Below are 23,571 nucleotides of genomic sequence, written 5' to 3'. Positions count from 1 at the left end.
AGCGCAAAAGCTCAGGGAGTCCGGTTAACAATGTACAGACTGTGCTCCGAACTGTGGGTGCTTCGACATGTCGAATATTCTTACGCAGGAGATTCACTCAAAAGTGTAAGCTGCTTTATAACTTTCGCCGTTAAGGGAGAAAGTCATCTAAAAGGAAACATGCTCCATTTAGGGATATGGCTTAGGCTTTTTTATCGCTTTTACATGAAGTCGATACCCGCTCGCCTTCACCATAAGAGTATAAGTCCAACCAGGTTTTATGTCTTGGCAGTCGCAGGTTTTCTATAGACTGTCATGAGATGAGAAAAGTCTCACTGGAATGATGCTATCAGTATGAAAGAGCTCGTAATATAAGAAATAAGGGGAGAGAATGGATGAAGTTTAAAATTGTTTCAAAAGGTGATGAACGTTCCAATAAGATGAAAGCAACGATGAAGCAGTACTTGTCGGACTTTGATTTAGTATATGATAAAGTTGAGCCGGATCTTGTTATATCGGTTGGGGGAGATGGAACATTTCTGGAGGCTTTCCATCGGTATAATCATCGGCTTGAAACAACTGCATTTATTGGGGTGCATACCGGTCATTTGGGATTTTATACAGATTGGGTTCCTTCTGAAATTGAAAAGCTAATTATTGAAATTGCCAAAACACCGTTTCAAACTGTAGAGTATCCATTGCTTGAAGTAATTATTCGCGGGAAAACAGGAGACAAGGAGGATCGTTTTTTGGCATTGAATGAAGCAATGATTAAGACTGCTGACGGTTCTTCAGTTGTTTTTGATGTGGAAATTAAGGGGGAGCATTTTGAAACCTTCCGCGGAGATGGTATTTGTATATCTACTCCTTCTGGAAGTACGGCATATAATAAGGCGCTTGGCGGGGCAATTTTACATCCGTCCCTTGAAGCAATACAAATAACGGAAAATGCGTCGATCAATAACCGTGTGTTTCGAACAATCGGATCACCATTAGTGCTGCCAAAGCATCATACGTGTTTCTTAAAGCCTATGGTAGACAGCAGCTTTCTTATTCAAATCGATCATTTTATTAAAACATACACAAATGTGAAATCAATCCAATGCCGTGTGGCAAATGAGCGTATTCGATTTGCGCGTTTTAAACAATTTCCGTTTTGGAACAGGGTCCGTGACTCCTTTGTTGCGGATGAAGATAATAGATAGTGAGGCTTTAGCAAAATGAATTGGGTAATCGAGAAAAATCACGCTGGATTAACCATCCGTGATTATTTGCAAGCTGTTCATGGTTTTTCAAGGAGAATACTTATTGCAATAAAGCAGGAAGGAAAACTCCTTGTAAATGACATGGAAAGGAGTGTTCGCTATATTTTGGTCGAGGGGGATGTGTTAGAAATTCGTTTTCCTGCTGAAAAGGTAAGCGATAGTCTGCAGCCTGAAAATATAAATCTAAATATTGCTTATGAAGACGAAGCTGTGATTGTTATTGATAAACCCGCGGGAATGGCAACGATGCCTTCCAAGAACCATCCAATAGGTACAATGGCAAATGGGATAATTGGTTATTACACGCGAAATGATTGCAGGTTTACTGTACATGTTGTAACGCGATTGGATCGTGACACATCTGGTCTCGTGTTAGTTGCAAAGGATAGATACAGCCACTCATTACTGTCGAAACAGCAGCAGTTGAATCAGGTGAAACGTACATATATTGCGTTTGTGGAAGGGCATTTAGCGGCAGATGCAGGAACCATTGATGCCCCAATAGCGCGCAAAGCAGGTTCTATTATTGAACGCATGGTTCATGAAAGTGGAAAACAGGCAATAACGCACTATAAAAAAAGATCTGAAGTTGGAAAAAATACGATGGTTGAGATAGAGCTGGAGACGGGCAGAACTCATCAAATTCGTGTTCATTTCTCCCACTGTGGTCATCCATTAGTGGGAGATGATTTATATGGTGGATCTTTACAAAGTATCAATAGACAGGCATTGCATTGTTATGAGCTTTCGTTTGAACACCCAATTACGAAAGAAAACATAACAATCCAATCGATGCTACCTGAAGATATGAAAAAACTATTAGAACAGCACCACCATCAGAAGTAGGTGAACTTTTCTTCCAACAGTGGTTGCTGGGATGGAACAGATATGATTTTTTCCTCAGGCAAACGAAACGCTGTTAATTGGTTGCCGAATACACATCCAGTGTCAATATTTATTGTTTTATTTAGGATACGCGGCTCCATTACTGGTGTATGTCCATAAACAATCCAAACTTTCCCGTGGTAGTGTTTTGCCCAGTCCCTGCGAATCGGTCGTCCGCTGCTGTCAAACTCACCACTAATATCGCCATACAATACGAAGGTTTTGGCCTTTTTATCGGTACGGCCAATCAGGTTTTCTTTTATCCCTGCATGAGCGATAATAACGTTCAGTTCTGGCAACTGCAAATAAAGAGGCGCCTGCTCATAAAGTGTGAGAAATTGCTTTTGGACAAATTTCTGTTCCCTTGCAGGGAGAGCTTCATATTCAGCGACTGTTGTTTCTAAACCATGTTTTTGCTGGACATTATTGCCTAGGAAATAACGATATAGCTTATTGCAATGATTTCCTGGAACATAAAGTGCTTTTTTATGATTTGCAACCATCTGATATACAAGTTCGATAACTGCTATAGAGTTAGGGCCGCGGTCGGTGATATCTCCCAGAAATACTGGTATTCGATTATTTTGATGGACAAAGATATCTCCTTTTTGCTCGTAATCCAATGCTTTGAATAAGGATTGCAATTCATCGAAGCAGCCATGGATATCGCCGATAATATCAATTTTCAAGGGTAACACTCCAATCTAAAAAAGTGAGATTATTTCAGTCTTGCTTCATATAATAGCACAGTGTGCATTTAGCATAAGTAAATATAGATGTAATATCAGCAATAGGTTGCTGATATCCCCCTTACATCACATTCGTATTAATTTGAATATAAAAGAAGTGGCATTGTTTTATTTATCTCCATCTAGGGAATTAATATAAGAATGATTGTCGCTGCGTTTGGGAAAGGAAGTGGTAAGATGAGCGTGAAACAGGATAGGCATGAGGAACGATATGAGGAAAAAGTGAGAGAACGATTTGAGGAAGTACAAAACCTCTTGCTAGAGGAAAAAATGGAAGGTTTTCGAACGAAATTTCTTGATATGCATCCATATGATCGAGCTATTTTTTTCCAGGAGCAAGATAAACCGAATCGAATGAATATATATTCTTACTTATCACCTGAAGAAATTGCTGAAATCATGATCAATATAGAACTGGAAGATGTAACAGATTTTTTTATTGAGATGGATCCCCGCTATGCTGCAATGGTATTCTCGAAAATGCCTGCGGATGATGCGGTCGATGTGTTGAATGAATTAGATAAGGAAGAAGTCGCTAGTTTTCTAACCATAATGGAAAAAGATGCAGCAGAAGAAATAAAACAATTGCTGCATTATGAAGAAAAAACTGCTGGTAGTATTATGACGACAGAGTATGTCGCTATCTATCAAAATGAAACAGTAAAAGAAACAATGCAGCTTTTAAAAAAGGAAGCGCCGGATGCAGAAACGATTTATTATTTATTCGTTCTCGATGATGCGAAACGCTTAGTTGGTGTTCTTTCTATTCGTGACTTGATTATCGCAGATGAAGATACCCGAATTGAGGAAATTATGAGTGGGAGTGTCGTTGCAGTTTCTGTTGCGAAAGACCAGGAAGAAGTAGCGCAAATGTTTAGAGATTATGATTTTCTTGCGTTGCCAGTTGTTGACTTTCAATATCATTTATTAGGAATCATTACTGTCGATGATATTCTGGATGTTATGGAAGAGGAAGCGAGCGAAGACTATTCCCGTCTTGCTGCGATGTCTGACACCGATAAACGAGATGATACCGCATTGACATCAGCTAAACGACGCTTGCCATGGCTTGTCATTTTACTATTTTTAGGTCTTTTTACAGCTAGCTTGATTGGCAGGTTTGAGGAAACACTAAATCAAGTAGCAGTTCTAGCCATCTTTATACCATTAATTGCTGGAATGGCAGGAAATACTGGAACGCAAGCACTTGCAGTGGCAGTAAGAGGGATTGCTACTGGTGATTATGATAAAGAAGGTAAGATGAAATTAATTTTACGTGAGGCGGTTACTGGATTAATTACGGGAACTGTATGTGGTATTTTAATAGCGATAGTTATTTATCTATGGCAAGGAAATCTTTTCCTAGGTCTGCTCGTTGGTGTTTCCATTCTAGCTTCATTACTGGTTGCAACACTTGCAGGCTCATTGATACCGATGCTCATGCATAAATTTAATATCGACCCAGCAGTAGCTTCAGGTCCCTTTATTACAACAATTAATGATATTATTTCAATTCTAATATACTTTGGAATGGCAACGACGTTTATGAGATATTTAATCTAATTGCTAAAACAGCTTCTTCCGTTTGGAAGGAGCTGTTTTTATATGTGGCCTTGTCTGGGTGGGCAACACATTTCATTTCTTGGGTTCATATAATGGGTTGAGGAAATAAGAAGGGGAGATTATACATGAGTGAAAAAAAGTTTGCGAATGAGCCATTGCTATATATTCATCAACCCGATATTGGGTCGACAAAGGCACCAATGCAGCATAATTATATGGGGCAAATGAAAGCGAAACAAGACCAAAGCAGTCCAGAAGCAATGCATATGCCAAAGAGAACTAATCGCAGACACCATGCGTTCCGTCAAGGGGAAGCTTCAGATGAAAACGAAGAGAAAAAAATGGAAAGCAGTCAAAATAATGAAGAGCAGCAACATGTAGCTTCAAGAGAGCGACGTAAACATTTTAAGGAAATGGATATTCAGGAACGTATCGATTATTTTCTAAACCGACCAAAGTTTGCTCCACAGGTTAGATGTGAAATAAGAACAAAGGGGAAAACATATCGCGGCATTATGCTTGGAAAGCAAGAAGAAGGAGTCGTATTCAAAACTGGAAATCGATCTGCACCAGTACAAATAGCGATTGATGAAATTACAGAAGTGCAAATACTTGGATTTTAAAGAAAAACACCATTTAGAGGGTATTCCCCCTAAATGGTGTTTTTGCAATATTAGTGAAAGTCTCGATTGAATGCATCGATTGCTGGAAGACAAGTTACATGGCAGAAGCAATCTAGGTCAACTGTTATACAAATACCTGTTGCGCGAAGTTTATCTGTGCTTTGATCCGTAGGACACTTCAAATGTTCACATCCAGTATTTTCACCGTCTTTTAGCAGAAGTTCAAGGACAGCACAATGAACTTTGTCGACTTTTTTCACTCTAAAAATAAAGCTAGCAAGAATTGGTCCGATTTTATTTCTTCTCTCTTTTAGAGCACCAAATCCCTTAAATGGTTTACAGCCATCTTTACAATATAAAATTATTGGTACTGTATCTAAACCATTACCATTATCATTCTCACCGAGTAGATCGCTAATGGATTCATCACAGCTCGTGTCACAGCAATTTTCCACGATATCATTTTGTGCGTCTACAATGTCTTTAAGGATATCTACAACACAATTTCCAGAATCATTATTTTTCCCACATCCCATGAAAATAGCTCCTCTCAAAAGTATTTACTTTCCTTTATAGGATATGTGCCTTTACTTGGATTGTGTGGGCATTTAACCGAGTTTTATGGATGGAGAATAAACCGCTAAAAATAATAAGGAGATTACGTTTATAAAAAAGGGGATATATAAATAGTTGCTGAACGGACAATAATCTTATATGTTATACGTATATATATTTTAAATAATCTGATAAGGGGTGGGGGAATGAGTTATATTTTACCGATAACGCACTTTCAATATAATGATTATCAGAGAAGAACCATACATGAGAAGGGGAACAAGCATTTTATCGAAAGCCCTTTTAAAGTAATTCTTGAAAAAGAGCATCAAGAAATTTCAGCCAAATATGACGCGTTTAACAGGGGAAACATGCGTCAATATGATGCTCGAGGGGTGGCCGGGGATTTATTTGGAGAATTAACTGGAAAGGGGATGCACATTAATAATTATATATAAAAGAAAACGCTACTTTATTGTAGCGTTTTTTATTGAAAGGGTCTCAAAAATTCTTATGGTTCCCATTTTTGATGGTTTCGATTAGTGTAAGGAAGTATAAGCATTTTCTGTCCTTTCGTGTACTCCGCATAGAATACATCTTCTATTCGATTATATCCTTGTTCAATTAATTGCTCCATTAACCATTCCTCGTTTAAGTTCTTCTCATTTAAATTATCATATATAATTTCTCCGTCATTAATTAAAGTTGTTGATAAATCAACATCCTGTGAAGCAAGCTTCATGTCTTTTCTCGTAGGGTTTTGATAATCGGATTTTTTTAACACAGATAGTGAACCATTTGCTTCTAAGATTGCAAACTCGACTTCACGTATTGAAAATGTATCCTTCTCACGTAGTAAATGCTGCAATTGATCAATATCAAGTTTATTCTTTTTCATAGTATCGCGTATTAATTTTCCATTATAAATAACAATTGCCGGATTTCCTTCGATAAAGCTGCGGGTACCTTTAAATTTTTGAGTAATAATTTCTGTAACATACATCAAAATACCGTAAACGGCCACCACAAAAGCAATTTCCAGAACACCAGCCTGTGGATCAAATAAAGCGTTGCCGACGAGTTCTCCCAACAGTAGGGCAGATATAAAATCAAATGCTGTTATTTGCGAAATTTGTGTTTTTCCCAATACCTTCGTTGCAACAAAAAGAGCAAAAAAGCCGAAAACAAGCTCATAAAACATCGTTAAATATTCATGCATGATTTATTGCCCTCCTGTTTAAAACATTTAAGGCTTAGTGTAACCAGGAAAGGAAATTTAATGTGTTAATGATATGGAGAATAAAAAACTATAGTATGTAAATGATCCAAATTGTTTAAAGAAAAAACGCGCTGCAAGATTGCAGCGCGCAAATTGTTAAAGCTCCTTGACCATCGTAATATGTGGAATACCGGCATCCAAAAATTCCCCGGATATGGTTTGATATCCTAACTTTTTATAAAAATCCTCAGCGTGTGTTTGAGCATTCAACTTTGCCTTTTGATATCCCTTATGAGCAATTGTCTTCTCCATTGCATCAATAAGCTGTTTACCGCAGGATTTTCCGCGATATGTTTTTAGTACACAAATACGCTCCAGTTTTCCATATTCATCAACAAATCGCAGGCGACTTGCAGCAATAGGCTTATCCTGGTCATACATTACAAAATGTGTTGCAGTTGCTTCAAAGTCATCTATTTCTTCTTCTGGAGGAACGTTTTGTTCATCAACAAAAACTTCCATCCGAACTTGATAAGCATCTTGCAGTTCTTTTTTTGTCTCTACTGTTTTTAAATTCATACCTGTTCCTTTCCAAACACAAATGTTTCATAGACAGTCCATGATCCGTTATCTAACTGGTATAGTAATTGGAAACGATCAATTGTATCTTCAAACTGAAACGATTCCATTTTCAATCTGCCGAAAACATCGGAATATTCATCATGTACAAGATCCTGAGCAATTGTAATATGCGGGACAAATGGATGCTCATTGTTATCCTCAAATTTCCCTAGATGCATTTTAGCTTGTAAATCCAATAAAGCTTGAACGGGTTCCACCTTAAAGTAAATCGTATTCGTGACTGGCGAAAACGAACTGACTTTATTAATATAAATGGTAAATGGATCTGTCTCATTGGCAATATGTTTCATTTCCTTAATCAATTCATCCAATTTATCATCATTTGCTTCAAAAGATTCTTTCAGCGTGATGTGTGGCGGAATTAAAGCATAATGAGGATCATACCGTTTTCTGTATGCATTTGCTTGATCCTGAATTGGCTTCGATGGGAAAATTGCAATACCATAATTCATTAATAAAACCTCCTGCATCGTAGTTAATTTTAATGATGAATAAGTGCTGTCATTATTTAATGTTAAGTATAGCAAAAATTACAAAGGAAAAGAATTAATTAAACATTGTAGTGAGAACTCGCGGCATATCTTGCTGCCAATACTTCCACGTATGTTTTCCTTCCTCTAGCTCATCGTAATAATAGGTTGCTCCTTTTTCCTGCAATAGTTGATTGAGCTTGCGGTTTGGCTCTACAAAATCTGCTTTATTGCCGTCAGTCATCTGAACTTCTGTTTCCAGCCTGCCAATAGTATGGTAAATATCCATGGAATCAAGGGATGCAGATTTTTTTACAGCTTCCAATACTTGTTCATCTACGTATGGTGATTGCATGATGATTTTACCAAATGTATTGGGATACTTAAGTGCGGTCACTAATGCAAGTGTACCTGCTAAGGAGTCACCCATTAAAGCTCTAGACTGTCCCATATGGTAGCCTGGAATCAGCTCATCTAATAAAGGAACAACTTCATGGACGAGAAATTTCGTATAAGCTTTATTTTGTTCACCACTTGGATGATACTTTTTTCTGCGATCATATTTATCTTTGTAATGGATTCCGGCAAACACAGTATTTGTAATTTCGAAGCTGTCATGAAGCTTGTCGCTGAGTGTTGCAACCCTTCCCATTTGAAAATAATCATTCCCGTCCTGCATAATGCAAATATTATATTTATAAAGCGGGGAGAATGATTCCGGTTGATAAATGTGAACGGACATTTTTTCATTCAGAAGGTGGCTATCAATGTCCTTAACGAGCATCGTACCTTTTCTACCCAAAATATACACCTCAGGCTTTCTATTAATCAATCTGCACGTATTTAACCATAGTCTATCACTAACAAGCAGCATCTGTCACCTATTGAAATGAACGTATGGCTGTTCTATTCCATTATGGAATATCTTTTCAGGAGCTTAATGTAGTTGTCCTTTGTAAAGTCGGTAATAGCTGCCTTTTTGGTTAATAAGTTCATCATGGTTGCCTTGTTCAATAATTTCCCCATTCTCAAGCATGATAATTGTATCAGCCTCTTGAATTGTATTTAATCGATGAGCAATAACAAAGCTTGTTCTGCCAACCATCAACCGTTTTAATGCATCTTGAATTTTCATCTCAGTAATTGTGTCAATATTACTGGTTGCTTCGTCTAATATTAAAATAGAGGGTGCTGCAAGCAGAGCTCGTGCAATTGTTAATAATTGCTTTTGACCTTGACTAATCCCACTGCCATCTTGATCGAGGATTGTATCATAACTATTTGGTAGCTTTACTATGAAATCATGAGCATTCGCATTCATCGCTGCTGCCTCTACTTCTTTATCTGTTGCATGAAGTTTTCCATAGCGAATATTTTCCCGAACGGTACCGTGAAAGAGGAAGGGGTCCTGGAGTACAAATGCCATATGCTGCCTGAGACTGCTACGTTTAATTGCTTTTAAATCAATCCCATCTACTGTGATTTTCCCTGAATTATAGTTATAGAAACGCGAAATCAGATTAATAATCGTTGTTTTGCCTGCACCAGTGTGACCAACAAATGCTACTGTCTCATCAGGTCTTGCTTCAAAATCAATTCCTTTTAATATGGCTGTATCCTCATAACCAAAGGTTACATCTTTAAATTTAATATTTCCTTTTGTGTTTTCCAATTCAATTGCATTTGTTTCATCAGATTCTTCCTCTGTTTCATCCATGACTTGAAATACTCGTTCAGCACCGGCAATTGATGAAAGCAGAAGATTAAATTGGTTTGATAGCTCATTAAGCGGCCGTGTGAACTGACGTGCATATTCGGTGAAGATAACAATAATCCCAACCGTTACGAGTTGTTGGTCGTAAACAATGACGAGAATTCCTCCAACTAATGCGATTAAAGCAAAGCTTAAGAAGTTAAGCATATTCATGATCTTTGGAATAAATCCGGCGAATGTAAGTGCCCAGAAACCAGTTCGTTTGAGGCTATGATTGTGCTTTTCGAACCATCGAATTACTTTTTCTTCCTGTGAGTATGTTTTAACAATATGCTGACCAGAAACAATTTCTTCCACATATCCGTTCACTTCACCCAGATCATTTTGCTGTAACTTGTATAGAGGGCCCGTGCGTTTGGTAATCCAACGCATGGCGAGAAACATGGCGGGAATAACAGACATGGTTACAACCGTTAAGATTGGACTTAAATAGAGCATTACCGCAACAGTTCCAATTAATGTTAAAACACTGGCGAAAACCTGGATGACGGATTGATTGAGTGTATTATTCACGTTGTCAATATCGTTCGTTAAGCGACTCATCAGGTCTCCGTGCTGCCGTTTATCAAAATATGAAATCGGCAGCCGGTGGAACTGTTTGAAAAGGTCTTTACGTAACGTATACACGGTATTCTGCGCAATACCAATCATCCAATAGTTTTGTAGGAAGATAGATAAAGAGTGGAACAAATAGACAATGATTAGGCCAATTAATAGCATTCCAAGACCTGCTGCTTCTTGTGTTACGATATAATCATCGATTGCCATACCTACCATAAATGGACCGAGAAGGCCTAGAACAGAGCTTATCGTCACCATTAGGATTACAAGGATCAGCTTACCTTTCTCTACAGCTAAATAATTCCATAATCGTTTTAATGTATTGCTCATATTTTTTGCCTTTTTCTTGTTATCTACCGTTACATTTTCAAGTGGGATTTTTTCATATTGAAAAGGAGCTTTTAATTGATTACTGGACATGTTCATACTCCTTTCCGAATTGTGATTCAACGATTGCTCTATACAAACTTGAAAGTTGCAATAACTCTTGATGCGTCCCTGTAGCAAGAATTTTGCCTTCATCTAGAACCATAATGCGATCTGCTGTACTTGCTGTGGAAATTTTTTGTGTAATTATAAAAATGGTGCAATTATAAGTTTCAATCGCAGTAAGGAGTCGGGATTCAGTTGCTAAATCAAGCGCGCTTGTGCTGTCATCAAGCATTAAAATTTTTGGTTTGCGAATCAAGGCTCGTGCAATTGAAATACGCTGTTTCTGACCACCGGAAAGGTTAACGCCTTTTTGCCCGACTCTTGTGTCATATTGATTTGGCAGCCCCATAATGGTTTCGTGAATTTGTGCGTCTTTGGCAGCTTGCATAATCTCTTCTATCGTCGCATCGTTTTTCCCCCATGAAATATTATCTTTAATGGACCCTGAAAATAATAGGGGACTTTGCGGGACATATCCAATGCTGCTGCGAATCTGGTCAAAGCTATAAGAAGTAATAGGTTTATCATCGACAAGGATATTTCCTTTGTGAACATCGTATAATCGCGGCATGAGCTGAAATAAAGATGTTTTACCAGAGCCAGTTGCCCCGATTACAGCGAATCTTTCTCCTGGATTAACCTTAAATGAGATATCTTTTAATGTAGACATGGCTGCACCTGGATAGATGAATGAAACGTGATTAAATTCTACCTTTCCACGAGTGACGGCTTTTTGCTTATCTGCTTCTGCATGATCAACAAGATCGACTTCTAGAGACAGTACCTCATCAACCCGTAGTGCAGAAGCTTTCGTTCTTGAAAGTGCCATGATGATAAAAGAGAACATAGAAATCGCCATCGCAACACGCAGGGCGTAATTGACCATTGTAACGACTTCACCAACATTTGCATTACCATTAACCATTTGTTGATTTCCAAACCAAAGAATAACAATGATGCTTACGTTCATAACAAATAGAAGTATAGGCATCGACGATTCAACAAAGCGAAAAGTCTTACGTGTAGTGTCTGCAAGTCCAGTATTCGCTTCCATAAATCGAACTTCTTCAAAGTCCCTTCGTGTAAATGCCTTAATGAGTCGCATTCCTGCAAGGTTTTCTTGCATCACTCGGTTTACTTGGTCTACATTGCTTTGAACATTGGCAAACATTTTACTCGCTAACTTAAGGACGTAAAGTAAAAAGATGACAAGTAATGGCACGGTGATTAAGAAAATGGTTGCAAGTTTGGCATTTACGATGAATGCCATCAAAACACCACCGATTACGATTAATGGAGCTTTTGCCATAATTCGCAATGCCATAAATATTGTATTTTGAATTTGCCTAATATCATTTGTGAACCTGGTGACTAAACCTGAGGTTGGATACTGGTTCAGATTTGCAAAGGAAAAAGCCTGAATTTTTTCAAATAGATTCTGTCGGATGTCATAGCCGAAACCAATGCTGACGTGTGAAGAGAAAAAGGAATTCGTAATACCTGCTAGTAATGCAAGGAATGCAAGACCAATCATAATAGAGCCCCACATCACAATGTTATTTAAATCTTGATTGAGAACCCCCTGGTTAATCATTAAACCTAAAAATAGAGGAAGGAGTAATTCTACTGCGAGCTCAACTAGCATTAAGATGAAAGCTGCTACAGCAGGGAGCTTATACGGTTTTAAAAAGGAAAAGACATTTCTCAATCGTGACCCACCTACAATCTCAGATATAAAACAATTTTTTTACTATTATAAGGCGAGAAAAGGATTTTATCCACTATTCTATTTCGAGTATCGAAATGATTCGCGAGGAGCTTTATTGGAAAGTGAACGTGAAGAGGTACAAAAAGATCCATTTAGAGGTATCACTTTATACTTCTAAATGGATCTATTTGTGGAATTGTCTATTAGTGCTTTTTAATTAAGAACGATACACACTTTTTACAACATTGGTTTGTGAACGGTCTGGACCAACAGAGAAGATGGACAATGGAATTTCTGTTAATTGGGAGATGCGTTCCAAATAATGCCGCGCATTTACAGGAAGTTCATGTAAGCTTTTCACGCCTGTTATATCTTCTGTCCATCCTGGCATTTCTTCATAAACAGGTTCACATTCTGCAAGAGTTTTATGACTTACTGGGAATTCCTTCATTATTTCTCCTTGATACCTATATGCAGTACAAATTTTTAATGTCTTAATTCCTGTTAAAACATCAATGGAATTTAAAGAAAGATCCGTAATTCCACTAACTCGTCGTGCATGACGTACGACAACACTGTCAAACCAGCCTATTCGGCGTGCTCTTCCAGTTGTTGTTCCATATTCTCTTCCTACTTCACGGATTTGATTTCCAATTTCATCCTGCAATTCTGTAGGGAAAGGACCATCACCGACACGGGTAGTATATGCTTTTGATACACCAACAACATGGTTTATTTTACTTGGACCGACACCAGATCCAATGGTTACTCCACCAGCAATTGGGCTTGAGGACGTTACAAATGGATATGTACCCTGGTCAATATCCAGCATAACACCTTGTGCGCCTTCAAACAAAACGCGTTTTCCTTCATCCAACGCATCATTTAGCACAACAGATGTATCGCAAACATATTTTGCCATCCTTTGTCCATACTCAAAATATTCGTTTAAAATAGCCTCTGTAATCATTGGTTCGACTCCGTATACTTTTTCAAATATACGATTTTTCTCGTTTACGTTTTGCTCTAATTTTTCAAGGAAAACTTCTTTATCTAGTAAATCTGCGACACGAATTCCAATACGAGCAACTTTATCCATGTAGGCAGGACCAATTCCCTTTTTCGTTGTGCCGATTTTATTAGCACCTTTTTCTTCTTCCTGCAATATATCCAGCTTTAGATGATAAGGTAAGATAATATGTGCACGATTGCTGATACGAAGGTTTTCTGTTGTTATATTGTGTTTATGCAAATAGTCTATTTCATCAACAAAGGCCTTTGGATTAATGACCATTCCATTACCCAGCACACACATTTTTTCTTTGAAAAAGATTCCTGAGGGGATTAAATGTAGTTTATATGTTGTATTATCAAATTTAATGGTATGACCTGCATTGTCCCCACCTTGATATCTAGCAACAACTTCAGCGTGCTGCGACAAAAAATCAGTGATTTTCCCTTTTCCTTCATCGCCCCATTGTGTTCCAACTACGACTACTGATGACATAGGCCTTCACTCCAATGATTTAATTTAATGTTCGTCCCGATTTTTCTAGATGGTAAAGTTTAATACTTTTTTATTGTCTAAATATTTTTGACGAGTTTATTTTACTTTTTGGAAAAAGATGTGTCAACCTAAAATACATACGTTTTTAAATTTTATTAATTTAACGTATGAATTTTATTGACGTTAAATTAAAATATTGCTAATATAATCGCATGAAAAGTATATAACCCTTACGTTGTAATTGGGAGATAATACAAGTTTGTAATTTTTTTGATTATAACGGAAACCGAATGGTGAAATTTGGGGATACGAGGAGGAAAAACATTGATTGAACGTTATACTCGAGAGGAAATGGGAGCTATTTGGAAGGAAGACAATAAGTTCAAAGCATGGTTAGAGGTTGAAATCTTAGCATGTGAAGCATGGAGTGAACGTGGTGTCATTCCTAAAGAAGATGTGAAAAAACTTTGGAAAAACGCATCTTATAATATTCAGCGAATCTATGAAATTGAGCAAGAAACTCGCCATGATGTTGTTGCCTTTACACGTGCAGTATCCGAAACATTAGGTGAGGAACGCAAATGGGTTCACTATGGGTTAACTTCTACAGACGTGGTCGACACAGCACTTTCTTACCAAATCAAACAAGCAAATGAAATCCTTCGTAAAGACTTACACAACTTCATTCGAATCCTAAAAAATAAAGCCATTGAACATAAACATACCGTTATGATGGGGCGGACACATGGTGTGCATGCAGAACCGACAACATTTGGTCTCAAAATTGCCCTTTGGTATGAAGAAATGAAACGTAATTTAGAGCGTTTTGAAGCAGCAGCTAAAAATATAGAATTTGGAAAACTATCTGGAGCTGTTGGAACGTATGCAAACATTGATCCATTTGTGGAGGAGTATGTTTGCCGAAAATTAGGACTCTCACCTGCACCTGTCTCAACACAAACCCTACAGCGTGATCGCCATGCTGTCTATATATCAACACTTGCCTTAATCGCAACATCTATTGAAAAATTTGCAACCGAAATTCGTGGGCTGCAAAAGACAGAAACAAGAGAAGTAGAGGAAAGGTTTGCTAAAGGTCAAAAAGGATCATCCGCAATGCCGCATAAACGAAACCCGATTGGTTCAGAGAACATGACAGGGATGGCGCGTGTCATTCGAGGATATATGATGACTGCTTATGAAAATGTCAGCCTATGGCATGAACGTGATATTTCCCATTCATCTGCAGAGCGTGTGATTATACCAGACGCTACGATTGCACTCAACTATATGCTCAATCGCTTCAGCAATATTGTTCAGAATTTAACTGTGTTCCCAGAGAATATGAAGCGCACTATCGATAAAACCTATGGAGTTATTTTTTCCCAACGCGTATTGCTTAAATTAATTGATAAAGGAATGGCGAGGGAAACAGCGTACGATATCACGCAACCAAAAGCGATGGAAGCATGGGAAACAGAAACACACTTTAAGCAGCTTGTGGAACAGGATATACAGATTAGCAACATGCTTACGCAAGAGGAAATTGATGATTGTTTCGATGCGACTTGGCATTTGAAAAATGTTGACCTTATATTTGACCGAATTGGACTAGTGGAAGGGGAATAACATGAAAGCTGAACTTTTATATGAAGGGAAAGCAAAGAAGGTCTATCAAGCACAGGGCCAGCAAGGGAAATTAGTTTTAGCCTATAAAAATGATGCAACAGCTTTTAATGGTGAAAAAAAAGCTACTTTCATTGGAAAAGGTCGGTTAAATAATGAAATTTCATCACGGATTTTTGAATACCTTCGTGATAAAGGAATGGAATCTCATTTTATCCAGCAATTAAACGAAACAGAACAGCTTGTACATAAAACGGAAATCATCCCACTTGAAGTTGTAGTTCGAAACCTTGCAACAGGAAGTATTACAAAACGATTAGGGATAGATGAGGGAACGGAACTTAGCCCACCACTTGTGGAATTGTACTATAAAAAGGATGAACTCGGTGATCCCTTAATTAATGACGACCAGGCATATTTTTTAACAGAGATTACACCAAGCGAATTACAAGAAATAAAAACAAAAGCACTTCAAATTAATCAGCTTTTAATGGAGTTATTTACAGGTTTAAACGTGCTATTAGTAGATTTTAAATTAGAGTTTGGAAAAATGAGGGACACCATTATTCTTTCCGATGAAATATCACCAGACACTTGTCGGTTATGGGATAAAGATACAAAAGAGAAATTAGATAAAGATGTTTTCAGGCAAAATACAGGAAACTTAATTACAGTTTATGAAGAGATTTTAAATCGACTGGAGGCAAACGTATGAAACAAGTAACGGTTTATATCACATTAAAAGCAGGTGTGCTGGATCCACAAGGAAAAGCGATCGGTGAGTCATTGCATTCATTAGGTTTTGAAGAAGTAAAAGAAGCAAAAGTTGGGAAAGTTATTGAATTAAATATAGAAGATGGTCCTAATTTAGAAGCTCGTGTCACAAAAATGTGTGATAAATTACTAGCGAATCCGGTAATGGAAGATTACCGATTTGAAATCGAGGAGGCCGTCCAGTCGTGAAATTTGCAGTCATTGTTTTTCCAGGGTCGAACTGTGATCGGGATATGTATCATGCGATAAAAGATATTCTCGGAAAAGAAGCAGATTTAGTCTGGTATCAAAATAGTAATCTAGAAGACTATGATGCTATTTTGCTCCCGGGCGGCTTTTCTTATGGAGATTACCTACGAACTGGTGCTGTCGCTGCAACATCAGAGGTGATGACACAAGTGAAGGAGCATGCAGAAAAAGGAAAGCCAGTACTGGGGGTTTGTAATGGATTCCAAGTCTTAACAGAATCCGGTTTACTGCCAGGAGCGTTAATGAAGAATAAACAGCTATCCTTCCTGTGTCGTCAGGAAAATATCATCGTAGAAAATAATAAAACAATGTTTACCACAGGGTATGAAAAAGGAGAAATCGTCGAGTTTCCAATTGCGCACGGGGAAGGAAATTACTTTTGTAATGAGGAAACATTAGCTGAACTAAAAGCAAATAATCAAATTGTTTTTACATACCAACGTAACCCCAATGGGTCGGTAGCTGATATCGCAGGAATTACCAATAAACAGGGGAATGTGCTTGGGATGATGCCTCATCCAGAGCGTGCGGTGGAAGCACTGGTAGGTAGTGATGACGGTGTGAGATTATTCGAGTCCATAATTAATAATTGGAGGCAAGCTTATGTTACAAACGCGTGAATGGAGCCCAGAGCAAATCGAGGAGAAGAAAATCTATCAAGAAATGGGGTTAAGCGACGAGGAATACGACAGGGTAAAAGAAATTCTGAATCACCGTCCGAACTTCACCGAAACGGGAATATTTTCTGTTATGTGGTCTGAGCATTGCAGTTATAAAACGTCTAAAACCTTGTTGAAAAAGTTCCCAACGAAGGCAACTAATGTGCTCCAAGGTCCTGGGGAAGGCGCAGGGGTTATTGATATTGGTGATAATCAAGCAGTTGTTTTTAAAGTGGAAAGTCATAACCACCCATCTGCAGTAGAACCGTATCAAGGGGCAGCAACAGGTGTTGGTGGAATTCTTCGTGATATTTTTTCAATGGGTGCACGCCCAATTGCGGTCATGAATTCCCTCCGTTTCGGAAATTTAACATCTGAACGTACGAAATATCTTTTTAGAGAAGTAGTAAATGGGATTGCTGGATACGGGAACTGCGTGGGAGTTCCAACTGTTGGCGGTGACGTTCAATTTGATGATAGCTATGAAGAGAACCCGCTCGTTAATGCGATGGGTATTGGGCTAATTAACCACAATGATATCCAGAAAGGTCAAGCCAAGGGTATTGGAAATACGATCCTCTATGCAGGTCCTGCGACTGGACGTGATGGCATTCATGGAGCAACATTTGCGTCCGACGACTTAGGAGAAGATACAGATAAGAAGCGTCCATCTGTTCAAGTTGGTGATCCATTTATGGAGAAGCTTATTATTGAAGCATGTTTGGAAGTTATTCATTCAGATGCTTTAGTTGGAATGCAAGATATGGGAGCAGCGGGACTTACATCTTCTGCATCGGAAATGGCAAGCAAAGCAGGTACAGGATTGGAAATGGACCTCGATCTTGTCCCGCAGCGTGAATTAAATATGACTGCATATGAAATGATGCTATCGGAATCACAGGAACGGATGCTGTTATGTGTGAAACGAGGACGAGAACAGGAAATTATCGATGTCTTCGAGAAATATGGATTGAATGCCGTTCCTGTCGGTAAAGTAGTGGAAGAAAAGGTGTTTCGAATTAAACATCATGGCGAAGTAGTGGCTGATATTCCTGTTGACTCTCTAGCAGATGATGCACCTGTTTATCATATGCCGTCAAAGGAAGCGGAGTATTTTAACGCATTTCAAAAGATGGAAAGCAAAGTTCCAGAAGTTCAACATCATGGAGATATGTTAAAGAACTTACTACAGCAGCCAACAATCGCAAGTAAAGAATGGGTTTATGATCAATATGATTATATGGTACAAACGAACACGGTCGTTACACCTGGGTCAGACGCAGCTGTACTTCGGATTAAAGGGTATGATAAAGCACTTGCGATTACAACCGATTGCAATTCGCGTTACATCTATTTAGACCCTGAAACAGGTGGTAAAATTGCAGTCGCAGAAGCAGCGCGAAACATTGTCTGCTCTGGGGCAAAACCGCTTGGATTAACCGATGGGCTGAATTTCGGTAATCCGCAAAACCCAGAAATTTTCTGGCAAATGGAGAAAAGTGTAGCAGGCATGAGTTCGGCATGTCAAGCGCTTGAAACACCTGTTATTAGTGGAAATGTTTCCCTTTATAATCAATCAAAAGGAAAATCTATTTTCCCAACCCCGATTGTAGGAATGGTTGGCTTATATGAGTCATTAGAACATATTACGCCAAGCTTTTTCCAACGTGCAGGAGATGTCGTTTATGTGATTGGAGAAACTAAAGCAGAATTTGGCGGAAGCGAATTGCAAAATGTAACACAAGGAAAATATGAAGGAAAAGCACCTGTAATTGATTTAGATGTAGAAGCGAAACGACAAAAAGAGTTGCTAACAGCAATTCAATCGGGGCTGGTTCAATCTGCACATGATGTAGCTGAAGGTGGCTTAGCAGTCGCATTAGCGGAAAGTGTTTTTAGTGACAAGGGATTAGGTACAACTGTTGAATTAGCAGGTGATGCAACCGTTGCATTATTTAGTGAATCACAATCGCGATTTGTCGTATCCGTAAGCAAAGAGAATGCTAAGAAGTTTGAAGATATGGTGCAGGATGCTAAAGCAGTTGGTACGGTTACAGATAACGGAATGCTTAAAGTACTCGTAAACAGTTCAGAAGTGATAAACGATAGTGTGCAGGAACTCGAAAAAGTCTGGAAGGGAGCTATCCCATGCTTGCTGAAATCAAAAGCATAAATGACGAATGTGGTGTATTTGGAATTTGGGGACATGAGAAAGCAGCTGAATTAACGTATTATGGACTTCATTCTCTGCAACATCGTGGGCAAGAAGGTGCTGGAATTGTTGTGAATGACGGAATAGAATTAAATGTTCACAAAGGATTAGGTCTCGTTAATGATGTATTTAAGGATGCAAAGTTTGACCAATTGCAAGGACGTGTTGCCATTGGTCATGTCCGCTATTCCACACAAGGGGAGAAAGTGTATGAAAATGTACAGCCATTGTTGTTCCGTGGACAAAAGGCAAGTATAGCACTCGCGCATAACGGAAATATTGTGAATGCTTATAAACTACGCGGACTGTTAGAAGAGCAAGGCAGTATCTTTCAAACGTCTTCTGATACAGAGGTTCTAATGCATTTACTGAAACGTGACGGGCAAGATGTTAATGAAGAGACTATTGGCAATGCATTGAATCAATTGGTCGGTGCTTATGCTTATTTAATTTTAACGGAAAATAAAATGTTTGCAGCACTTGATCCAACAGGTATTCGCCCGTTATCAATCGGCATGCTTGGCAATGCTTATGTTGTAGCATCAGAAACATGTGCATTTGATCAAATCGGTGCAAGCTTTTTAAGAGAAGTAATGCCTGGAGAATTAATTACCATTGATGATGAGGGAATAAAATCAATCAGATTTACAGCAAGTAATCAGCGAAGAATGTGTGCCATGGAATATGTGTATTTAGCGAGACCAGACAGTAATCTGAACGATGTAAATGTGCATGCTTCTCGCAAACAAATGGGCAAGGAATTGGCGAAGGAAGCACCAAAAGATGCGGATATCGTTATTGGTGTTCCAGATTCCAGTATTTCTTCCGCAATTGGATATGCAGAGGAAAGCGGATTACCGTATGAAATGGGTATTATTAAAAATCGATACGTTGGCAGAACATTTATCCAGCCATCACAGGAACTTCGGGAACAAGGTGTAAAAATGAAGCTCGCACCGGTTCGTGGTATTATTGAAGGCAAACGTGTGATTATGATTGATGATTCGATTGTACGAGGGACGACAAGCAAGCGAATCGTCCAGATGTTAAAAGATGCAGGAGCGAAAGAAGTCCATGTTCGAATCGCAGCTCCTCCCATTCAGAACCCATGTTATTACGGGATTGATATGTCAACAAGAGATGAACTCATTGCTGCGAATCACAATATTGATGAAATAGCTGAAATAATCGGTGCTGACAGTATTGCCTATTTGTCAGAAGAAGGATTGGAAAGAGCTGTTTTAAAAGGGGATTCTCTTAATCAAGGGCTATGTATGGCATGTATGAATGGGAAATATCCTGTGAAAGAGATAGTGGAGAAAGAGGTAGTTTATAGCAGTTATTAGAAATTAATGCAACATTCTTTATTTAGTTGCTTAGTGTCACTGGAAGACACCTCATCAGTATGGTTGTGTGATTTTCAAGAATCTACTATACCAAGCGTTGAGGTGCTTTTTTATTGTTATTTTTTAATACCAGAGTTGTGTAAATTAAATAATTTTAGGGACAATTCATGTTATTTCACTTGATTAATTAAAACGAAAAGCTAAAATTAAAGAAATAGAGGGGGAACAGGAGGGGGATTAAACATGATTTTATACGAGATCGAACAAAAGTTTAAGAGAGAAAAACTAACAGATCTTAAAGGGCAGATTAGATCTGAATTAAAAGCAAACAAACAATTGAATTCGCTTCCAATAGACGCAGAAATAGCGATAACAGCAGGAAGTCGTGGAATCAATAATATTGTAGTTATTTTAAGGGAGATTATTAATTATCTAGATGAGCATGGTTATCGACCATTTATTGTACCAGCTATGGGAAGCCATGGTGGAGCAACCGCGGAGGGGCAAATGGGTGTGCTTCGCTATTTAGGGATTACAGAGGATGCCATGGGTGTGCCAATTCGTTCTTCGATGGAAGTGATGGATCTTGCTACAACACCTGAAGGGTTACCTGTTTATATGGATAAACATGCATACCATGCTGATGGTATTATTGTTGTCAATCGAATTAAAGCACATACAGCATTTCGGGGAAGCGTCGAAAGTGGATTAAGCAAGATGGTTGCAATCGGTTTGGGTAAACAGAAGGGAGCAAGTTTTGTACATAGCGAAGGGGCAGCGAATATGGAGCAAAATATTTTAGCTGTTTCTAAGCATGCTTTACATCATACGCCAATATGTATGGGGCTAGCTATTATTGAAAATAGCTATGATCAAACAGCTATCATTCAAGGAATCGAAGTGGATAAGTGGTTTGAGCAAGAATCACAGCTTCTAAGAAAATCAAAAGAACTTATGCCGACCCTTCCATTAAAAGAGGTTGATTTATTAGTTGTTGAGGAAATGGGGAAAAACTACAGTGGTACTGGAATGGACCCGAATATAATTGGCAGATGGCGCATTGATGGAGTAGACGAACCGAAAGAGCCCTGTATTAAGCGTCTTGCAGTGCTTGATTTATCCGAACAATCATTTGGAAATGCACAAGGAATTGGACTGGCAGATTTCACTACGGAAAAATTAATTAATAAAATTAACCGGAATGCTACCTATATGAATGCGCTGACTAGTACATTCTTACGACGCGTAATGTTTCCGCTTTATTATGCATCCGAACGACAGGTGTTAGAATACGCATTTAAAAGCTTGGGTCCAAAAGCTAAGCGGGAGGATGTTGATTACGTCCAAATCCCAAACACCCTTCATTTAAATAAAATGTTAGTTTCAGAGAGTGCTTTAAGGAAGATTGACAGCAATGCTATCGATTATAGCATCGAGCGTAAGCTGCAGTTAGAATTCATAAATGAAGAACTTAAATACCGGCTTTTAAGCTTTACATAATACAAAGTGAAGAGAGTCCGGATAATGGGCTTCATAAAAGTATTACGAAGCTGCTAAGAATAATAACTTAGCAGCTTTTTAAGTAATGAGAAATCATCATTTATAATTTGTTTAGCAAACAAATTAAATTCAGATTTAGGGCATAATAATTTATTTTCAGAAAACTATTGATTTTGAAAGTTATCATATTATATACTTGTAATACAAGTTTGGAAAAATGATTTACATGAAGACATAGAGGAGTTGAATGAAATTGAAAAAAAGGTTTGTTTTACCATTATTAATTATGTTAGCGCTTACTATTTCTGCTTGCGGCACAGCGAATGGCGGAACTCAGTACATATCTATTGCAACAGCTTCGTCTGGAGGTACATATTACCCGATTGGTGTAGGGATAGGAAATCTATGGTCTGAAACCATTGATGGACTTAAGGCAACCGGACAATCCTCAGCTGGATCAGTAGAAAATGTTGATTTGCTCAGGAAAAATGAAGCGGATTTAGCGATCTTACAAGGTTTAATTGGAGCCCAAGCCTACGAGGGCACTGGAATTTTTGAGGATAATGCCTATAAGGATCTTCGGTCAATGGCGGTGCTCTGGCCGAATGTGGAACACTTTGTATTAATGAATAACAGAGTTAAAACAGGAACTATTGAAGACATTGCAGGTGATTCCTTCTCTGTTGGTCCCCAGGCGAGTGGTACTGAGCAATCGACACTAGTCATTATGCGAGGGATTGATTTAACAAAGGAGGATATAACCCCAGAGTATTTAGGGTATGACGATACGATTTCAGCTATGCGTGATGGCCGTCTATCTGGAGGATCACTACCAGCTGGTACGCCAGTTTCAGCAATTATGGATATGTATGCAAGTAAAGTGAATGCCAGTGTATTAGAAGTAACAGATGAGCAATTAGAAGCAATCAATGGACTGCATAATGCGTGGGTGCGTTATGTTATACCAGCTGACACTTATCCAGGATTAAGCGAAGAGATTCACACAATTGCACAGCCGAATTTTATCGCCTTATCAAAAGAAATGGATGAAGATTTAGTATACGAGCTTACGAAGGCAATGTTTGAAAATCTTGAAAAAGTGCATGAGATTCATAATTCAGCTAAAGATGTTTCTTTAGAAACAGCATTAACAGGCTTGCCTGCCCCACTTCATATTGGTGCTTACAAATACTTTGAAGAGCAAGGAATAGAGATTCCAGAAGAGATTATCCCTGTCGAAGTGAAAGAATCTCAAAAGTAAATAACAACAATA

22 protein-coding genes are annotated in these 23,571 nt (G+C 38.4%); 13 read left to right on the top strand and 9 right to left on the bottom strand.

Translation table 11 applies throughout. The features are described 5' to 3' along the window. The first annotated feature begins 374 nt into the window (after positions 1–374). The gene (locus NSQ77_RS03125; RefSeq protein WP_339228771.1) at positions 375–1,184 is read left to right on the top strand and encodes an NAD kinase; all 810 of its coding nucleotides are present in this window, start codon (positions 375–377) and stop codon (positions 1,182–1,184) included. Positions 1,185–1,199: 15 nt separating this feature from the next. After that, entirely contained in the window at positions 1,200–2,090 is an 891-nt protein-coding gene (locus NSQ77_RS03120) for an RluA family pseudouridine synthase (protein ID WP_339228770.1), read from the top strand. Here the strand turns inward: NSQ77_RS03120 and prpE are convergent. Beyond that, positions 2,081–2,818 (bottom strand): bis(5'-nucleosyl)-tetraphosphatase PrpE, encoded by a 738-nt coding sequence (prpE, locus tag NSQ77_RS03115; protein WP_339228769.1) that lies wholly within the window; start codon positions 2,816–2,818, stop codon positions 2,081–2,083. The two genes, NSQ77_RS03120 and prpE, sit on opposite strands and share 10 nt — an antisense overlap. 237 nt (positions 2,819–3,055) lie before the next feature. Here prpE and mgtE point away from each other — a divergent pair, with 237 nt between their 5' ends. Together mgtE and NSQ77_RS03105 are read left to right on the top strand one after the other, a co-directional pair. Next, positions 3,056–4,441 carry a magnesium transporter gene (gene mgtE, locus NSQ77_RS03110; protein WP_339228768.1) on the top strand — a complete coding sequence of 462 codons (1,386 nt, stop codon included), beginning with the start codon at positions 3,056–3,058 and terminating at the stop codon, positions 4,439–4,441. Between the two features lie 125 nt (positions 4,442–4,566). After that, positions 4,567–5,064 (top strand): CotO family spore coat protein, encoded by a 498-nt coding sequence (locus tag NSQ77_RS03105; protein WP_339228767.1) that lies wholly within the window; start codon positions 4,567–4,569, stop codon positions 5,062–5,064. A gap of 50 nt (positions 5,065–5,114) precedes the next feature. Here the strand turns inward: NSQ77_RS03105 and NSQ77_RS03100 are convergent, their stop codons facing one another. Continuing rightward, complete coding sequence (locus tag NSQ77_RS03100; RefSeq protein WP_339228766.1) at positions 5,115–5,600, bottom strand: CotY/CotZ family spore coat protein; 486 nt, start codon at positions 5,598–5,600, stop codon at positions 5,115–5,117. 225 nt (positions 5,601–5,825) lie between these two features. On the opposite strand from NSQ77_RS03100, the gene NSQ77_RS03095 reads away from it, so the two are divergent. Then, positions 5,826–6,077 (top strand): hypothetical protein, encoded by a 252-nt coding sequence (locus tag NSQ77_RS03095; RefSeq protein ID WP_339228765.1) that lies wholly within the window; start codon positions 5,826–5,828, stop codon positions 6,075–6,077. Positions 6,078–6,130: 53 nt separating this feature from the next. Here the strand turns inward: NSQ77_RS03095 and NSQ77_RS03090 are convergent, their stop codons facing one another. From NSQ77_RS03090 to NSQ77_RS03060, 7 genes are all read right to left on the bottom strand, one after another. Continuing rightward, positions 6,131–6,838 (bottom strand): DUF421 domain-containing protein, encoded by a 708-nt coding sequence (locus tag NSQ77_RS03090; protein WP_339228764.1) that lies wholly within the window; start codon positions 6,836–6,838, stop codon positions 6,131–6,133. A 156-nt stretch (positions 6,839–6,994) separates the two neighbouring features. Beyond that, entirely contained in the window at positions 6,995–7,417 is a 423-nt protein-coding gene (locus NSQ77_RS03085; RefSeq protein ID WP_339228763.1) for a GNAT family N-acetyltransferase, read from the bottom strand. Further along, positions 7,414–7,932: a YjcG family protein gene (locus NSQ77_RS03080; protein WP_339228762.1), complete on the bottom strand. Its 519-nt coding sequence runs from the start codon at positions 7,930–7,932 to the stop codon at positions 7,414–7,416. Before NSQ77_RS03080 ends, NSQ77_RS03085 begins: the two co-directional genes overlap by 4 nt. A gap of 94 nt (positions 7,933–8,026) precedes the next feature. Next, on the bottom strand, positions 8,027–8,752 hold the full coding sequence (locus tag NSQ77_RS03075; protein WP_339228761.1) for an alpha/beta hydrolase-fold protein: 726 nt from the start codon (positions 8,750–8,752) through the stop codon (positions 8,027–8,029). A gap of 135 nt (positions 8,753–8,887) precedes the next feature. Further along, positions 8,888–10,705 (bottom strand): ABC transporter ATP-binding protein, encoded by a 1,818-nt coding sequence (locus NSQ77_RS03070; protein ID WP_339228760.1) that lies wholly within the window; start codon positions 10,703–10,705, stop codon positions 8,888–8,890. Beyond that, positions 10,695–12,425 (bottom strand): ABC transporter ATP-binding protein, encoded by a 1,731-nt coding sequence (locus NSQ77_RS03065; protein WP_339228759.1) that lies wholly within the window; start codon positions 12,423–12,425, stop codon positions 10,695–10,697. Before NSQ77_RS03065 ends, NSQ77_RS03070 begins: the two co-directional genes overlap by 11 nt. A gap of 217 nt (positions 12,426–12,642) precedes the next feature. After that, the gene (locus NSQ77_RS03060; RefSeq protein ID WP_339228758.1) at positions 12,643–13,932 is read right to left on the bottom strand and encodes an adenylosuccinate synthase; all 1,290 of its coding nucleotides are present in this window, start codon (positions 13,930–13,932) and stop codon (positions 12,643–12,645) included. Between the two features lie 324 nt (positions 13,933–14,256). Here NSQ77_RS03060 and purB point away from each other — a divergent pair, with 324 nt between their 5' ends. The 8 genes from purB (at position 14,257) to NSQ77_RS03020 (ending at position 23,559) form a co-directional block, all read left to right on the top strand. After that, positions 14,257–15,561, top strand: coding sequence for an adenylosuccinate lyase (gene purB / locus NSQ77_RS03055; RefSeq protein WP_339228757.1), 1,305 nt, complete (start codon positions 14,257–14,259; stop codon positions 15,559–15,561). Between the two features lies 1 nt (position 15,562). Further along, positions 15,563–16,273 (top strand): phosphoribosylaminoimidazolesuccinocarboxamide synthase, encoded by a 711-nt coding sequence (purC, locus tag NSQ77_RS03050; RefSeq protein WP_339228756.1) that lies wholly within the window; start codon positions 15,563–15,565, stop codon positions 16,271–16,273. Beyond that, positions 16,270–16,521 (top strand): phosphoribosylformylglycinamidine synthase subunit PurS, encoded by a 252-nt coding sequence (purS, locus tag NSQ77_RS03045; protein WP_339228755.1) that lies wholly within the window; start codon positions 16,270–16,272, stop codon positions 16,519–16,521. The genes purC and purS overlap by 4 nt, the downstream gene beginning before the upstream one ends. Beyond that, positions 16,518–17,201: a phosphoribosylformylglycinamidine synthase subunit PurQ gene (purQ, locus tag NSQ77_RS03040; protein WP_339228754.1), complete on the top strand. Its 684-nt coding sequence runs from the start codon at positions 16,518–16,520 to the stop codon at positions 17,199–17,201. Before purS ends, purQ begins: the two co-directional genes overlap by 4 nt. Next, positions 17,185–19,413, top strand: coding sequence for a phosphoribosylformylglycinamidine synthase subunit PurL (purL, locus tag NSQ77_RS03035; protein ID WP_339228753.1), 2,229 nt, complete (start codon positions 17,185–17,187; stop codon positions 19,411–19,413). Before purQ ends, purL begins: the two co-directional genes overlap by 17 nt. Then, positions 19,389–20,798, top strand: coding sequence for an amidophosphoribosyltransferase (purF, locus tag NSQ77_RS03030; protein WP_339228752.1), 1,410 nt, complete (start codon positions 19,389–19,391; stop codon positions 20,796–20,798). The genes purL and purF overlap by 25 nt, the downstream gene beginning before the upstream one ends. Before the next feature lie 243 nt (positions 20,799–21,041). Then, positions 21,042–22,298 carry a lactate racemase domain-containing protein gene (locus NSQ77_RS03025; RefSeq protein WP_339228751.1) on the top strand — a complete coding sequence of 419 codons (1,257 nt, stop codon included), beginning with the start codon at positions 21,042–21,044 and terminating at the stop codon, positions 22,296–22,298. A 247-nt stretch (positions 22,299–22,545) separates the two neighbouring features. Continuing rightward, the gene (locus tag NSQ77_RS03020; RefSeq protein WP_339228750.1) at positions 22,546–23,559 is read left to right on the top strand and encodes a TAXI family TRAP transporter solute-binding subunit; all 1,014 of its coding nucleotides are present in this window, start codon (positions 22,546–22,548) and stop codon (positions 23,557–23,559) included. Positions 23,560–23,571 lie beyond the last annotated feature (12 nt).

This window comes from Oceanobacillus sp. FSL K6-2867 (genome assembly GCF_037963145.1).
In the GTDB taxonomy this organism is placed as follows: domain Bacteria; phylum Bacillota; class Bacilli; order Bacillales; family Amphibacillaceae; genus Oceanobacillus.
The sequence above is the reverse complement of the archived record's forward strand: the minus strand, read 5'-3'. Positions and strand labels throughout refer to the sequence as shown.

Excerpts from the sequence above, each read along its gene's own strand:
- NSQ77_RS03020 (WP_339228750.1), top strand. The coding sequence starts at position 22,546 with ATGAAATTGAAAAAAAGGTTTGTTTTACCATTATTAATTATGTTAGCG.
- NSQ77_RS03125 (WP_339228771.1), top strand. The coding sequence starts at position 375 with ATGAAGTTTAAAATTGTTTCAAAAGGTGATGAACGTTCCAATAAGATG.
- NSQ77_RS03025 (WP_339228751.1), top strand. The coding sequence starts at position 21,042 with ATGATTTTATACGAGATCGAACAAAAGTTTAAGAGAGAAAAACTAACA.
- NSQ77_RS03100 (WP_339228766.1), bottom strand. The coding sequence starts at position 5,600 with ATGGGATGTGGGAAAAATAATGATTCTGGAAATTGTGTTGTAGATATC.
- purC (WP_339228756.1), top strand. The coding sequence starts at position 15,563 with ATGAAAGCTGAACTTTTATATGAAGGGAAAGCAAAGAAGGTCTATCAA.
- NSQ77_RS03090 (WP_339228764.1), bottom strand. The coding sequence starts at position 6,838 with ATGCATGAATATTTAACGATGTTTTATGAGCTTGTTTTCGGCTTTTTT.
- NSQ77_RS03070 (WP_339228760.1), bottom strand. The coding sequence starts at position 10,705 with ATGTCCAGTAATCAATTAAAAGCTCCTTTTCAATATGAAAAAATCCCA.
- purS (WP_339228755.1), top strand. The coding sequence starts at position 16,270 with ATGAAACAAGTAACGGTTTATATCACATTAAAAGCAGGTGTGCTGGAT.
- purL (WP_339228753.1), top strand. The coding sequence starts at position 17,185 with ATGTTACAAACGCGTGAATGGAGCCCAGAGCAAATCGAGGAGAAGAAA.
- NSQ77_RS03105 (WP_339228767.1), top strand. The coding sequence starts at position 4,567 with ATGAGTGAAAAAAAGTTTGCGAATGAGCCATTGCTATATATTCATCAA.
- NSQ77_RS03095 (WP_339228765.1), top strand. The coding sequence starts at position 5,826 with ATGAGTTATATTTTACCGATAACGCACTTTCAATATAATGATTATCAG.
- NSQ77_RS03080 (WP_339228762.1), bottom strand. The coding sequence starts at position 7,932 with ATGAATTATGGTATTGCAATTTTCCCATCGAAGCCAATTCAGGATCAA.
- NSQ77_RS03060 (WP_339228758.1), bottom strand. The coding sequence starts at position 13,932 with ATGTCATCAGTAGTCGTAGTTGGAACACAATGGGGCGATGAAGGAAAA.
- mgtE (WP_339228768.1), top strand. The coding sequence starts at position 3,056 with ATGAGCGTGAAACAGGATAGGCATGAGGAACGATATGAGGAAAAAGTG.
- NSQ77_RS03085 (WP_339228763.1), bottom strand. The coding sequence starts at position 7,417 with ATGAATTTAAAAACAGTAGAGACAAAAAAAGAACTGCAAGATGCTTAT.
- purF (WP_339228752.1), top strand. The coding sequence starts at position 19,389 with ATGCTTGCTGAAATCAAAAGCATAAATGACGAATGTGGTGTATTTGGA.
- NSQ77_RS03120 (WP_339228770.1), top strand. The coding sequence starts at position 1,200 with ATGAATTGGGTAATCGAGAAAAATCACGCTGGATTAACCATCCGTGAT.